General features: G+C 57.4%; 12 protein-coding genes. 9 read left to right on the top strand and 3 right to left on the bottom strand.

What is annotated here, in order from left to right; all coding sequences use genetic code 11:
- Positions 1-73: 73 nt before the first annotated feature.
- Positions 74-880, bottom strand: a complete 807-nt coding sequence (locus tag C7451_RS18995; protein WP_110300442.1) for an arsenic resistance protein — start codon at positions 878-880, stop codon at positions 74-76.
- 414 nt (positions 881-1294) lie between these two features.
- Between C7451_RS18995 and C7451_RS18990 the strand changes: the two genes are divergently transcribed.
- Together C7451_RS18990 and C7451_RS18980 are read left to right on the top strand one after the other, a co-directional pair.
- On the top strand, positions 1295-2590 hold the full coding sequence (locus C7451_RS18990) for a tyrosine-type recombinase/integrase (protein ID WP_110300441.1): 1296 nt from the start codon (positions 1295-1297) through the stop codon (positions 2588-2590).
- 335 nt (positions 2591-2925) lie between these two features.
- Positions 2926-4077: a Fic family protein gene (locus C7451_RS18980; RefSeq protein ID WP_110300439.1), complete on the top strand. Its 1152-nt coding sequence runs from the start codon at positions 2926-2928 to the stop codon at positions 4075-4077.
- Positions 4078-4339: 262 nt separating this feature from the next.
- Here the strand turns inward: C7451_RS18980 and C7451_RS18975 are convergent, their stop codons facing one another.
- Positions 4340-6232 carry a cytochrome c/FTR1 family iron permease gene (locus tag C7451_RS18975; protein ID WP_110300438.1) on the bottom strand — a complete coding sequence of 631 codons (1893 nt, stop codon included), beginning with the start codon at positions 6230-6232 and terminating at the stop codon, positions 4340-4342.
- A 73-nt stretch (positions 6233-6305) separates the two neighbouring features.
- Positions 6306-6944 (bottom strand): cation efflux transmembrane domain-containing protein, encoded by a 639-nt coding sequence (locus tag C7451_RS18970; protein WP_110300437.1) that lies wholly within the window; start codon positions 6942-6944, stop codon positions 6306-6308.
- Between the two features lie 73 nt (positions 6945-7017).
- On the opposite strand from C7451_RS18970, the gene C7451_RS18965 reads away from it, so the two are divergent.
- From C7451_RS18965 to C7451_RS18935, 7 genes are all read left to right on the top strand, one after another.
- The gene (locus tag C7451_RS18965; protein ID WP_110300436.1) at positions 7018-7470 is read left to right on the top strand and encodes a MerR family transcriptional regulator; all 453 of its coding nucleotides are present in this window, start codon (positions 7018-7020) and stop codon (positions 7468-7470) included.
- A 76-nt stretch (positions 7471-7546) separates the two neighbouring features.
- The gene (locus C7451_RS18960; RefSeq protein ID WP_110300435.1) at positions 7547-7918 is read left to right on the top strand and encodes a hypothetical protein; all 372 of its coding nucleotides are present in this window, start codon (positions 7547-7549) and stop codon (positions 7916-7918) included.
- 68 nt (positions 7919-7986) lie between these two features.
- Complete coding sequence (locus C7451_RS18955) at positions 7987-8253, top strand: hypothetical protein (protein WP_110300434.1); 267 nt, start codon at positions 7987-7989, stop codon at positions 8251-8253.
- A gap of 79 nt (positions 8254-8332) precedes the next feature.
- The gene (locus tag C7451_RS18950) at positions 8333-9559 is read left to right on the top strand and encodes a TolC family protein (RefSeq protein ID WP_110300433.1); all 1227 of its coding nucleotides are present in this window, start codon (positions 8333-8335) and stop codon (positions 9557-9559) included.
- Entirely contained in the window at positions 9556-10791 is a 1236-nt protein-coding gene (locus C7451_RS18945; RefSeq protein ID WP_110300432.1) for an efflux RND transporter periplasmic adaptor subunit, read from the top strand. Before C7451_RS18950 ends, C7451_RS18945 begins: the two co-directional genes overlap by 4 nt.
- Complete coding sequence (locus C7451_RS18940; protein ID WP_110300431.1) at positions 10788-13919, top strand: efflux RND transporter permease subunit; 3132 nt, start codon at positions 10788-10790, stop codon at positions 13917-13919. Before C7451_RS18945 ends, C7451_RS18940 begins: the two co-directional genes overlap by 4 nt.
- Complete coding sequence (locus C7451_RS18935) at positions 13916-14272, top strand: copper-binding protein (protein ID WP_069052212.1); 357 nt, start codon at positions 13916-13918, stop codon at positions 14270-14272. The genes C7451_RS18940 and C7451_RS18935 overlap by 4 nt, the downstream gene beginning before the upstream one ends.
- Positions 14273-14424 lie beyond the last annotated feature (152 nt).

The following is a 14424-nucleotide window of genomic DNA, read 5'->3' as shown; positions in this document are numbered from 1 at the left end:
TGCGCGACGCCCCATATCGGAAAATCGAAGAAGCAACCGGCAGACGATCCACTTATCTGTTGCCAATCGCTGTTCAGACTAACCCGGCCACCTCTCGCGCCTCCTCGGCCTTTAATCCGAACGCTTTTCCCACCCCCCACCCGGCCAAAGGAGCGAGGACCGCGAAGGCGACGTAGAACGGAACTGCTACGACCACGGCGTCCAAGGCTGGCTGAAGCTGCGGCACGACAGCGGCGACCACCACGAAGAGTACAAACGCAGTGGCTGGCACAGGGAGGACGCCTAGGACCGAGGAGACGGCTGCCCCGAGTGATGCGCGGGCCGCCCAGAACTGGACAAGGCCAGCGAGCACCAGCGGGATGGCGATCAACCACAAAAACGCATGAAAAAACGGGCCGGCACGGACGAGTTCGACGGCTGAGTCACCTAGAATCAGGCGGAGAAAGACGGGCAACAATGCCATCTGGAGCAAAAGCAGCGCGGGCGTCGCCGCCAGCAGTAACTTGGCGTCGGCGCGACCGAGATGAGCGAAAGTGACGACGTAGTCGATGCAAGGGGTTAATAGCACCAAGAGAACACCCAGACGGATCAATGGGTCAACCGGGAGGAGTTGTGCAAGCGCTGCAACGAGAAGCGGAATCGCCACGAAGTTTGCGGCGAGCAGCGCCGAGGTAAACTGCCACCGCGTGAACGCTCGCCCAAGATCGGCGAGCGGAACCTGAAGGAAGGTTACGAACAGCATGAAAGCAAGGGCGGGATTGATTGCTTTCTCGAAAGCCATTGTCGCGGGGGCAATCAAGGTAAAGACTGCGCCAGCGACGACTGAACCGAAGTATATATGCACCTGGCGCGTTTCGAGTAAATCTCTGACCCGTTGCATAAATTCATCGCCTTAAATCTAAAGTGTTTTTGTAGGTTCGGTTATCAGGCCGAGGCAGTCAATGCAGCCCCTCGTCGTAAATTGATCCAAAATCTCACAATAAGGAGGGCCAGCATTACGGCCTGAGCCAATAGGGGTTCCGTTGCGGGGAAAATGCCACGCAGCAGTCATTCAGTGGCATTCAATTGCTTGCCCCCCGTGGTGAGATAAGCGGGAACCTATGTGAGTGTCGCGGCGGCTAATTGGTTAGAGTTACACAAATTGGCGATCCTAGTTTGCCAACTTCTGCATTTATACGGGTAACGACGCGTTCAGGCACTAATTGTTCGGTCATATTTCGCGAATTCAATTCAGCTATGGAATACCGTGCGCTTTCGCTCCAACCTGCACAATTTCTGCACATTGGAGCGTGGCATGGCATTTATCATCGACAAAGAGGAGTTAAAAACCGGCCTCATCATTTTCAGGCGCGGCGATGTCGAACACCGCAATTTTTATTGCCGTATCAAGCTCCCCAACGAGGATCGCTACAAGGTGATTTCACTCCACACGGCGGACCGGGAGTCAGCGCACGACCGTGCTTTCGATCAGGATGCCGACATTCGGTTTCGCGTGAAGCATGAAATAGCTGTGTTCAATCGTCCGTTTCGGCAAGTGGCAGAAGACTATCTCCAGACGCAACAGCGCCGCGCCAAAGCGGGGGAAGTTTCCCACGACCGGGTGAAGAACCTCCGAAACGCCTTTAAGAAGGCGCTCGAAGGTTATGTCGGTGGCACCCATATCCACCTAATCGGCCAAGATCGTTGGGCGGGGTATCCAACCTGGCGGCGGGAAAATGGCAAGGGTCGATTCCGTGAGCATATCAGCGATGCGACAATTCGATTCGAGATGGGCGCGCTCAATGCGGTGATGAACTTTGCTATCATCAAACGACTTGCGCCTGCCAGTCACCGATTTGAAGGCAGGCCTAAACTCAAAACTATGCGCCGCGACGAATTCACGCTTCAGGAATACCGTAAGCTTCTCAGTGTCGGGCGCAAATGGATCAGGGCGGCAACAACACCCCAAGGAATCTGGTATCGCACCATGTGCTACAATTTCATGCTTATCATGTGCAATACGGGGATGCGTCCTTCGGAGGCTAAGAATTTGCACTGGCGCGACATCATGCTCGCCAAGGATAGAGGCGGGCGCGAGATCGTCGTAATGTTCGTGCAGGGCAAAGGGAAATCGCGCAAGCTCGTAGCTCCCAAGAGCGTCGGCGAATATCTTGATCGCGTCCGCGAGCTGTCTAAGGCCACCGCGCCCGATGATTCCGTGTTCACGATCATCAACGGGAAGCCTGCCAAATATCTCTACAGCGACACGGTGCAGGCCTTGCTCGTGGAGGCTGACTTACGCATGGGGCCGAACGGCATCCCGCGTTCGACCTATTGCTTCCGCCACACCTACGCCACCTTCCGGCTTAGCGAAGGTGTGGATGTCTATATCCTGTCCAAACAGATGGGCACCTCGGTAAAGATGATCGAGAACCATTATGGCCATGTGGATATCATCAAGCACGCCGACCGCGTGTTGATGGGCATTGGCGGTTGGGAAGCCATGCACGCCGATATGGATGCCGAAGGCGACGTTGAGGAAGCCACCGCCAAGGCGCGACACGCGGCAAAAGCGAAACAGTCGGTTCGCCCTGCCCACTTCAAACGCTGACTCCGCATCGCCGATGCCCTTTGGAGCCTTGCATTTGCGCTGGTGTGGACTCTTTCGGCATTTTTAGCCGTTAAGCCCTTGCTTTCGACCCTTCCGCAACTTTTTGCGACTTAAGCACCGGTTACTGCAACTTTCCGGGAGTTAATAAGTGCGTGCGCTTCGACATCCGTTCCGCAAGGAGTGTGGGTCCGATCCTTACTACCCGCACCATCCAGGATGCGGCCATCGTCACAATCTTACCCCTCAAAGCGAAAGTGTACCTCTGTTGATTGGTGATCGCCTTATCAATCACAATAATGCTATATCGTGATTGATAGAAAGGCTTCTTATCCATCATGCGCTGGAATTGGCAGCTACCCGACTGGCCTGATTTTCGCTTTGACGCGGATCGCATCCGCGCGTCCGAAGAGCAATTCCTGAAGGGTTCGGGCATTGTCATCGGTGCGCTGCACCACCTAGACGCCGATGCCCGCGATGGCCTGACCATCGAACTGATTTCACAAGAAGTGGTCGATAGCTCCGCCATCGAGGGAGAAATCCTTGACCGCGCCAGGGTTCAGTCGTCGCTCGCACGGCATCTGGGCTTTGCCACCGATCAGCGCCGCGCAAGTGCGGCAGAAGCCGGGGCCGCTGAATTGATGGCCGATGTGTATCGCAACCATGCTGCGCCGCTTGACGACCAGACCCTGTTCGCTTGGCACGCGATGTTGATGAACGGGCGGCGCGATATTGCCGATGTCGGGCGCTACCGTAGCCATGAAGATGCGATGCAGATCGTGTCTGGCGCGCTTCACGCGCCACGTGTGCATTTCGAGGCACCGCCGTCGGAGGCCGTTCCTGCGGAAATGTCCCGTTTCATCGCGTGGTTCAACGGCAGCGCACCGGCATCACCGAATCCGCTTCCGGCGATCACCCGTGCCGCGATCTCGCACCTGTGGTTCGAGAGCATCCATCCCTTCGAAGATGGCAATGGCCGGATCGGGCGCGCGATTGCTGAAAAAGCGTTGGCGCAAAACCTTGCGGCCCCGACGCTGACGGCTCTCGCGGAAACGATCCATCGTCACCGCAAAGCCTATTATGCCGCGCTTCAGCTCGGCAGCCAGAGCAACGATATCAATGCCTGGCTCGCATGGTTTGCCGATATTGTCATCGAGGCGCAGGCGCGGACAATCACCCGCATCCGCTTCCTGATCGACAAGACGCGGCTGCTCGGTCGCTTGCGCGGGCTAATCAACGAGCGGCAGGAAAAAGCTTTGCTTCGCTTGTTCTGCGAAGGGGCGGACGGCTTTGCGGGTGGGTTAAGTGCTGGCAATTACCGGACGATCACAGGTGCCAGCCTAGCCACCACGACACGCGATCTGGCCGATCTTGTCGAGAAGGGGGCGTTGATCCGCTCAGGTGAGCGTCGCTATGCGCGGTATCGGCTTTTGGTCAATGATGGCGCTGACTCAAAATGGACGGCCACCCCGTCTGCTGATTGCGCGTAAAGACCTTCGACGGCGAACGACGATCCGTGTCAGATAACGATCAAATAGAATCCTTGGTTGCCGAATGGGCGCGAACCGGAGGCTCCGAACTCGCAAACACACAAAGTTTCGTCAACGGTCTTTGCGTTCTGATTGGTGTCGATCCGCCCAAGGGACGCGGACGTCGTAGGCGCGAGTAAGCGCAAATCGAGCTGCTAGTGGCGTGATTTTGTAGATTGTATTTTGGTTATAGCCGAGTTGAAATTTTTTCAGCGCCAACATTTTACACTGCGGCCCGATCGCTACCCGCAGCTGCCGCTGCGTGCCGGGTGTTGAACCAGAATCCCACAACAAGGAGGGCCAGCATGATAGCTTGCGCCAATAGGGGTTCCGTTGCGGGAAAAATTCCCAATGATCCTATGCGCGGGAACCCGTCCAGTGAATTTATGTTGATCAGGCCAGCTTCCTGTAGTGCAGCGACGCCTTTACCGATCAGGATTACCGCAAGGATTGCCATGAGCAGCGAACTGTAGGCAAAAAACTTCGTGATCGGGAGCCGACGACTATACCGCAACATTGCCCAAGCGATAACACCGAGCAGGGCGATTGCCGTTGCTGCACCCGCAAACATCACCCCGCCATTTCCTTGGGTTGAAAGCGCGGCGTAAAATATGATCGTCTCAAAGACTTCTCGGTAGACCGCCAGAAAAGCAAGTCCGAAAAGAAACCATGCCGATCCACGCGTAAGGGCTTTACCCAGTGTCGCCCGGATATAACGCTGCCACTCGTCCGCTTGCGACTTGCCGTGCATCCAGATTCCTACAGACAAAAGAATGACGGCTGCCAATAATGAACCGAACCCTTCGGTCAGTTCGCGGCTGGCGCCACTGATACCTATGACAAATGTAGCGGCAATCCACGTTGCTACACCGGCAAGAAGAGCCGAGATCCAGCCGCCATGAACATAAGGCAATACATCTGCGCGGTCAGCTTTTCGGAGAAAAGCAATCATCGCGACGACAATGAGCAACGCCTCAAGCCCCTCTCGAAGCAAGATAGTGAGCGCACCTATGAATGTTGATGCGTCGCTTGCGGAATCCGGCGAAATCGCAACCTCCGCCTCGCTGAAAAGTCCATCAAGCGCGTCAACTTGGATTTCGAGTTCGGAAACTGGAACAGCTTTGCTGATGGCTGAACGCAGACCGCCCATCGCACGTTCGATGCGCGCCATCAGTGCCGCATCACGGGATGCAAGCATAGGCTCCACGGGTTCAAACCCATCAAGATAAGCTGACAGCGCCAGTTCTTCAGCGGCATTACGATCACCCGCACGATATGCAGCCAGCGACTGGCGCAATTTCTCTCGGGCGACCGCGAGTGATCCTGTAGGGGCTGTAGTAATCGCTTCCGGGTGAGCGCGTAAATAGGCCATAACAGCATCGGCCTTTTCCTGACCAATTGCTGCACCCAGCTTGGCTGGCGTGATTGTCGCCAACGTCGTCAGGTCAGGAATTTCCTTCCGGATTGAAGGATCACCTTTCCATAGCTTTTCACCAACACTCGTATCTGCAAATGCGATGCTGCCGCTGTAGTTAGCAAGTGCCCAGCGGTCCTCGGAAGACAGTTGTGAAAAGCCCTGCATTGACGTCCCATCAAGGCCCTGTGAGATTACTTGATAGAGCGCAAAAAGGCTGCGCTGTCGGGCGCGTGATATGTCTGCAAAAGCAATCGGCGCAGGATCGAGTCCGGCCGCGCTAGGACCGCGACCATCGCCGGTCGCACCGTGACAAGCCGCGCAGTTTTCCGTGTACAGTTTTGCACCACGCTCAAGATCGGGAGCTTTTGTCGGTGCTAGCGTTACGGGATAAGCGTCGAGCAGCGCAGCCGCCAGCGAGCGAGCATTCTTGGCTACTGTTTCGGGAGATGACTTGCCCGCTATTGCTCGCTCCAGTCCGACCGCCTGTCCAACCAGCGCTTGTTGCGCGCTAGTTTTCGGCAACGAAGCAATACGCAGACGCGCCGTAGCGGAAAATTCCGTCATCTCCGCGTATTCGGCTTCGCTGGTGACCTTGCCGTTCGACACCGCCTCGCTGTAATCGACCGCCACATAATCAAGCAGCCGCCATACCGTTTGTACATCCCCCGGAGCCGCGCGAGCCATTGCAGGAAACGTCATGCCCAATAGAGCCAGGACAAGAATGATGTGCGCTTTTAAAAGGCGAATGTTCACGGTTAGCGGCCTTGATCTATTATTGATGTGCAGTCTCGCGCATGTCGGCGCGAGCGCGGCGGATGATTTCAAAAGCTGAATGGAGAAACAATATTGCAATCACGCCTGCTACCGCGAGATCTGGCCATGCTTGTCCTGTCCATCCGACAAGTGCTGCCGCGAAGATGACGGCCACATTGGCAAGGGCATCGTTACGACTGAACAGCCAGACAGCGCGGACATTCGCATCCCCATCACGAAATCTGGAAAGAACCAGTGCGGCGCTGATGTTCACAATAAGAGCAACAATACCGATTCCGCCCATCAATTCGGCCTCGGGCGCAACAGCATTGAACGCGCGCCAAGCTGCGAACGCGAGGACCCCGATCCCAAGCGCGCCCAGAAAAAGCCCCTGTGTCAACGCTATCCGGGCGCGCGCATGAGCCGTCCAGCCAAGCGCCAGAAGCCCAATCAGCGTAATCGACCCGTCGCCAATGAAATCCAGCGCGTCCGCCTTCAGGGCTTGACTATTGGCGATGAACCCACCCAACATTTCGCAAACCCCGAAACCCAGGTTGAGGATCACGACGATCCATAATGCACGGGCATAGGCCGGGTCTTTTTCAGCCCTTTTGGTATCACCTGTGCAGCCGCAATCGCTTGAGTTCGTTTCGCTCATAATTCGTGCATAAATCCTCCAGTAACTGTAGGAGCAAGCGAAATCTTGCGAATCGCTTGCATTAAGGAAAGAGATGTCCGTCCAAAAATCTACTTTGATCGGTGATCTTGCGCGGCGAACTGGCACAAAAATCAACACGATCCGCTTTTATGAAGAGATCGGCCTGATGCCAAAGGCGGCTAGGACGGAAGCAGGGCGGCGAACCTATGCCGAAGTTGATTTTCGGCGGCTCTCATTTATTCGCCATAGTCGGGGATTGGGTTTCTCGATCGACGAAATCAGGTCACTCATGGCATTGTCAGACCAGCCAGATCAAGATTGCGCAGAAGCGGCAATGATTGCCCGTCGTCATCTCAATAGCATTGAAGATCGTATCGCACGACTTAAGGCCTTACAAAGTCAATTGACTGAAATTGCAACCTCTTGCGCAGGTGGGCGCGCCGCTGATTGTAGCATCATCGAAGCTATTGCCGGAATCGGCGGAGCCAGTGATCCCCTTGCCGTTGGCGGAACGAAATTGGCTTGAGCTGGGAGATATGTAACCTCCAGCAGATTTCATGCGAATTGACAATTGTCATCCACCCGGCCATTTTAGGTATCAAATGAAAATGCTGTTACGCCATCTCTTGCTGCTTGGGGCCATTCTTGGCCTCTTGTGGCAGGGCGTGGCCTATGCGTCGCCGCCTTGCGCTGAAATGCAGCAGGAGCAGAGCGCCGCCGCCTCGGCGATGGCTGGCATGGCGGATTGCATGGAAGCCGGAAAGCAATCGCGCGACAATGCGCCGCCCTGCAAGGATATGAAGGCTGGCTGCTTTGCGATGGTCGGCTGCACGTCACTGGTGGGGCTTGGCACATTGCCAATTGCCGTTGATGCGCCGGTCAGTGCCACGTCTTCCTTTGACTTGGCTGCAAGCCCGGTCCTGATCGGGCGCAACGAAGCTCCCATACCCGATCCCCCCTCTATCCTTGGCTGAACCAACCGGCGTCCGGCAGCTTTGATGCTGCTGCGGGCGCAAAATTGATTCAACCAAGGATATTCAACATGAAAATTTTACTGACAATCGCTGCAACACTCGCGGCATTCACCTCCGTATCGGCTCAAGCGGCAAATGATCGCGGCCCCGGCCACTATGAATGGCAATCACGCCCCACTCCGGGTCCGAACAAGTCGAACCTGCCATCGCGCGTTCGGGTCTGGGTCAAGGATGACCAGACCAAGATGGCCAATTGCGATTGCGACATGATGAAGGTCGCTGCCGCCGATTGCATGATGATGCCCGGCAAGGGCGCTTCTCCCTCCAAAGGCTGACGGATGTCGTCCCGGCCTGCGCTACGAGCGTGGGTCGGGGCGGTCCTGTTCGGCTCTCACGGTAAAAGGGGGATATTTCATGCGTAAGTTTATTGGCGCGGCGTTGCTTTTGTTGCCTGCAACGCTTCATGCCGAACCGCTGACGTTCGACGCTGCGCTTCAGCGCGCGCAAAGCGAGGCTCCGAGTCTGAAAGGGCGTGAGGCAAGCGTTACCGCCGCGCAGTCTGCCGCGATTGCGGCTGACCGGCTGCCCGATCCGACGCTGGACATCGGTATTCGTGACTTTCCAGTAACGGGACCAGATGCCGGACGCTTCAATCGCGACGATTTCACAATGACGACGATTGGCGTGAGCCAACAGTTCATCAATCCTGCCAAACGCCACGCACGCGCCGCGCGAGCGGGTGCTGATATTGGCATCGCCGAAGCCGGGGTTGAGGTGGAGGCGCGAAATATCCGCTTGGAAACCGCGCTCGCGTGGGTCGATCTCTATTATGGCGAGCGGCAACTGAACGAACTGAAATTACTCGACGAAAGTCTCAGTGATCTCCAATCGACGGTGACCGCGCGGCTTACCTCGGGCAGTGCGCGGCCTTCTCAATCCCTCGAACCCGACCAATTGCGCGCTCAAGTGAATGATCGCCGCAGTGCATTGATGGCAGAGATTGCAAAGGCACGGGCAAGGCTGTCACGCTATACCGGTGATCCCGACCCATCGGTCGCTGGAGCGCCGCCCGAACTGACAATCAACCGCAGCGCGTTGTTCTCAAGCATAAGCGATCTGCCAAGTCTGCGCGCGCTTGACGCCCAATCTGCCGCGATGGATGCCGAAACGCGGCTCGCCCGCGCCGACAAGACGCCTGATTGGAAGGTCAGCGCAACTTACGGTCGCCGTGAACCCAACTACGGTGATCTGTTCTCGGTCGGTGTCTCGATTGACCTGCCGCTGTTCGGGCGCAAGCGCCAAGACCCCAAAATTGCGGCTCGGGCAAGCGAAGCCGAACGCGCGCGGTTCGACCGGTTGGCTGGCGAACGCGAAGCGATTGCGGCGCTGGAAGGCGATCTGGCCGAACACGCGATGCACCATGCGCGTATGGAAAATGCGCGTGACAATCTGGTGCCGCTTGCCCGGAAGCGGGCAAAGCTCGATTTTGACAGCTTCGGTGCTGGCACCGTCGATCTGGGAACGGCGTTGCTGGCAACACTCACGGTTGCCGAGGCCGAAGTCGATTTACTCGTCCGCGAGGCCGAAGTTGCCCGCGACGCTATTCGTATCAACTTAACTTATGCGGGAGATCGGCCATGACCGACACGACACACGCAGCGCGGTGGCGTGCTGGAATACTGGCTGCGACTTTGATTGCAGGTAGTGGAGGATATTATTTGGGCCAGCGCGGGGAGGCTCCCGCTGCGCCTGCTAAAAGCGCAGATGGCTGCGAGGCTCTTTATTACTACGATCCGATGTTTCCGCAGCAAAAATTCGACAAGCCCGGAAAATCGCCGTTCATGGATATGGAGCTTGAACCCAAATGTGCAGATGGCGGCGGCGCAGCTTCGGGGGCGGCGCAGGGCGTTAGCATTGACCCGTCTGCCATGCAGAATCTGGGTATCCGTATTGTTCCCGCACAAATGGGAAGTCTTGCCGCTACCCTCAACGTCTCCGGCAACGTTGATTTCAACCAACGCGATGTAGCGATCATTCAGGCGCGCTCGGGCGGTTTCGTGTCTCGCGTCTATGCTCGCGCGCCCGGAGACGTGGTGCGTGCAGGCGCGCCGATTGCCGATGTGCAATTGCCCGAATGGGGCGGCGCGCAGACTGAGTTTTTGAGCGTCAAGCGTCTGGGAAGATCTGATCTGACCGCCGCTGCGCGCCAAAGGTTGCGGCTGATGGGCATGTCCGACGGCCTCATTTCCAGCGTCGAGCGTAGCGGGCGAACAAATGGCACTATCACCATCACTTCGCCGATTTCAGGCGTAATCCAGACCCTTGATGCGCGCGCTGGCGTGACGCTCGCGATGGGGCAAACGCTCGCGCAGGTAACAGGGCTTGGCACGGTCTGGCTTAATGCTGCTGTTCCCGAAGCACAGGCAGGAGCAGTGCGGATTGGGCAAAGTGCTGCGGCTACACTTACCGCGTTTCCCGGCGAAACATTTGGCGGGCGGATCATAGCCATCCTACCCACCGCACAAGCCGACAGCCGCACGCTCACCATCCGTATCGAGCTTGCCAATCGCGGCGGTCGTCTTCGCCCAGGCATGTTTGCAGGCGTGGCGCTTGGCGGTGATGCAAGGCCAGCGCTGCTCGTTCCAAGCGAAGCCGTCATCCGCACCGGCACACGCACGATCGTGATGCTGGCAATGGGAGATGGCCGTTATCATCCGGCAGAAATCAGAACGGGCCGTGAAGGCGGTGGACAGACGGAAATTATCGAAGGCTTGGCCGTTGGCGAGAAAGTTGTCGCGTCGGGTCAGTTCCTGCTCGATTCCGAAGCGAGCCTGACCGGCATCGAAGTTCGCCCGCTCGGAGGTGCCAAGTGATTGAAGCTATCATCCGCTGGTCGGTCAAGACGCGCGGGCTGGTCGTGGTTGCGGCACTCGTCCTGACAATCATCGGCATCGGCGCGGTGCGAACAACGCCTGTCGATGCACTGCCAGATCTCTCCGATGTGCAGGTCATTATCCGCACGACATATCCCGGCCAAGCTCCGCAGATTGTCGAGAATCAGGTCACCTATCCGCTGACAACGACGATGCTGTCGGTTCCCGGAGCGCGTGTCGTGCGCGGTTATTCATTCGTCGGCGACAGCTTTGTCTATGTGCTGTTCGAGGATGGCACGGATTTATATTGGGCGCGCAGTCGCGTTCTTGAATATCTCAGCCAAGTGCAGGGTCGCTTGCCAACGGGTGCGACCGCCTCACTCGGCCCCGACGCGACTGGCGTAGGCTGGATTTACGAATATGCGTTGGTCGATAAGACCGGGCGGCATGATCTAGCACAGCTCCGCAGCATTCAGGACTGGTTCCTGCGCTATGAGTTAAAGGCCGTTCCCGGTGTGGCTGAAGTTGCCAGCATAGGCGGGATGGTCAAACAATATCAGGTCGTGGTCGATCCGCAAAAACTTGCCTCCTACGGTGTCACAGCAAGCGAAGTCTCCGACGCACTGAAACGCGCCAATCAGGAAACAGGCGGTGCGGTCGTTGAAATGGCCGAGGCCGAATATGTCGTCCGCGCCACAGGCTATCTCAAAACATTGGATGATTTCCGCGCTGTGCCGGTGCGCAGTGCATCGGGTGGCATTCCAGTCACGGTCGGTGATGTCGCGACGGTGCAAATCGGTCCCGACATGCGACGCGGGATCGCCGAACTAAATGGTGAAGGCGAAGTCGCGGGCGGAGTTATTGTCATGCGACAGGGCAAGAACGCCCGCGAAGTCATCGAGGGCGTGCGAGCCAAGCTGGCAGAATTGAAGGCTGGTCTTCCCAAGGGGGTCGAGATTGTCACCACTTATGACCGTTCGGGCCTCATCGACCGTGCGGTCGAGAATCTCACAACCAAGCTCTTTGAGGAATTTGCGATTGTCGCGCTCGTCTGCGGGCTGTTCCTATGGCACGCAAGATCGGCGCTGGTGGCGATCCTCACGCTCCCGCTTGGCATCCTGATCGCCTTCATCGTAATGCGGGTGCAAGGGTTGAACGCCAATATCCTCTCACTCGGAGGCATCGCGATAGCTATCGGCGCGATGGTTGATGCAGCGGTTGTGATGATCGAGAACGCCCATAAGCATCTCGAACGCTGGGCGCATGAAAACCCTGACAGCGAACTGAAAGGCGAGGAACGCTGGCGCGTAATTACCGATGCCGCTGCCGAAGTTGGGCCAGCACTTTTCCTCAGCCTGCTCATCATCACCTTCTCGTTCATCCCCATTTTCTCGTTACAGGGACAGGAAGGGCGGCTGTTCGCGCCTCTTGCATTCACCAAAACCTATGCGATGGCGGCAGCGGCAATCCTCTCGATCACGCTCGTTCCTGTGCTGATGGGCTGGCTTATTCGGGGCAAGATTCCCGCTGAAGACAGTAATCCTATTAACCGCTGGCTGACCCGCATTTACCGGCCCGCGCTCGATTGGGTATTGGAGAAGCCCAAGCAAGCCTTGCTGATTGCGGGCCTCGTCTTCGCATCCAGCCTGTGGCCGATATGGCAGACCGGCGGCGAGTTCATGCCGCAAATGAACGAAGGCGATTTGCTGTATATGCCCTCCGCACTTCCGGGCATTTCGACAGCCAAGGCCTCGATGCTTCTCCAGCAAACCGACCGCCTCATCAAGACAGTGCCAGAGGTGGAAAGCGTGTTCGGCAAGGCAGGCCGCGCCGATACTGCGACCGATCCTGCGCCGCTCGAAATGTTTGAAACGACGATCCGGTTCAAGCCCAAGAGCGAATGGCGCGCAGGCATGACGCAGGACAAGCTGATTGATGCGCTCGATGATGTCGTCAAAGTCCCCGGCCTCGCCAATTTCTGGATTCCGCCGATCCGCAACCGGATTGATATGCTCGCGACGGGAATCAAAAGCCCGATTGGTATTAAGGTGTCGGGCGCTAACCTCGAAGAGATTGACCGCACCGCGCGCGAAATCGAAACAGTGGCAAAGACCGTGCCGGGGATCAGCTCCGCACTGGCCGAACGGCTTTCGGGCGGTCGCTATATCGACGTTGCCATCAACCGTGCGAGCGCCGCGCGATACGGGATGAATGTTGCCGATGTACAGGCCATCGTATCGGGTGTGATTGGCGGCGAGGTGATCGGGCAAACCGTCGAAGGGTTGGCCCGCTATCCAATCAACGTGCGCTACCCCCGCGAAATCCGCGACAGTCTGGACGACATCATCAATTTGCCGGTGCTGACTCCGTCTCGTCAGCAAATCACGCTTGGAACGGTGGCCGATATTCGCATCACCAATGGCCCGCCAATGTTGCGCAGCGAGAATGGCCGCCCCGCAACATGGGTTTATATCGACGGTCGGGGCCGCGCGCTGACCGAGATTGTCGGTGATTTGCAACGGGCTGTGGCAGAAAAGGTGAAGCTGCCGCCCGGAATCAGTGTCGCCTATACCGGACAGTTTGAATTTCTTGAGCGCGCAACACAGCGGTTGAAGATCGTTGTCCCGGCAACATTGCTCATCATCTTCGCACTGCTTTACGCGACGTTCCGGCGCTGGGATGAAGCTGCGCTCATCATGGCGACATTGCCGTTCGCACTCACAGGTGGTGTGTGGCTGCTCTATCTGCTCGGCTATAACCAGTCGGTTGCAACCGGCGTCGGGTTTATTGCGCTGGCAGGCGTGTCGGCGGAGTTCGGGGTGGTGATGCTGATCTACCTCAAACACGCGCTGGCCGAACATAAGCCCGAAGATGTCGAGCTTGCCGTCCGCGAAGGTGCGCTCCTCCGCGTTCGCCCAAAGGCGATGACGGTCGCCGTCATTCTTGCTGGCCTGTTCCCCATCGTCATCGGCAGCGGCACCGGGTCCGAAGTGATGAGCCGCATCGCCGCGCCGATGATCGGCGGGATGCTTACCGCACCGCTGCTTTCGATGCTGATTATCCCTGCCGCATACCTGCTGATGCGCAGGCAGAAAACTGAAGTTCAACACCAAGGAGAAACGACATGAAGAATATACTGATGACCGCGACATTGCTCGCATTGCCACTCGGTGTGACCGCCTGCGGCAAGCCCGCCGAAGCGCCCAAGGCTGAAACCTCTACTGACGCGATGGCTGATATGGCCATGCCCGCTGAGGCGAAAATGGCCAAAGGCACCGGAACTGTCACAGCGATCGACCCGGCATCCGGCAAAATCACTCTCGAACATGACGCGATACCTGCCGTTGAATGGCCTGCGATGACGATGGGCTTCTCCGCTAAGCCAGAACTGCTCAAAGGCATTGCCGTGGGCGACAAGGTTGGTTTCAACCTGACCGTCATTGGCAATGCCGGGGAAGTGACGTCGATCCAGAAGCGATAAAGCGTTTTAGCATCAGAGTCCGCCGCGCGATCCGCTAGAGTTTGGGAAGGCATCGGACTGTCCGTCGTCAGAACATTTGGCACAGGTCGCGGCGTAAATTAGCGGAGTGCGGGCCTCGTCTGTTGTTGGGTTTTAGGCGGCGAGCTTACGGT

Source organism: Blastomonas natatoria, assembly GCF_003201955.1.
GTDB lineage: Bacteria > Pseudomonadota > Alphaproteobacteria > Sphingomonadales > Sphingomonadaceae > Blastomonas > Blastomonas natatoria.
The sequence above is the reverse complement of the archived record's forward strand: the minus strand, read 5'-3'. Positions and strand labels throughout refer to the sequence as shown.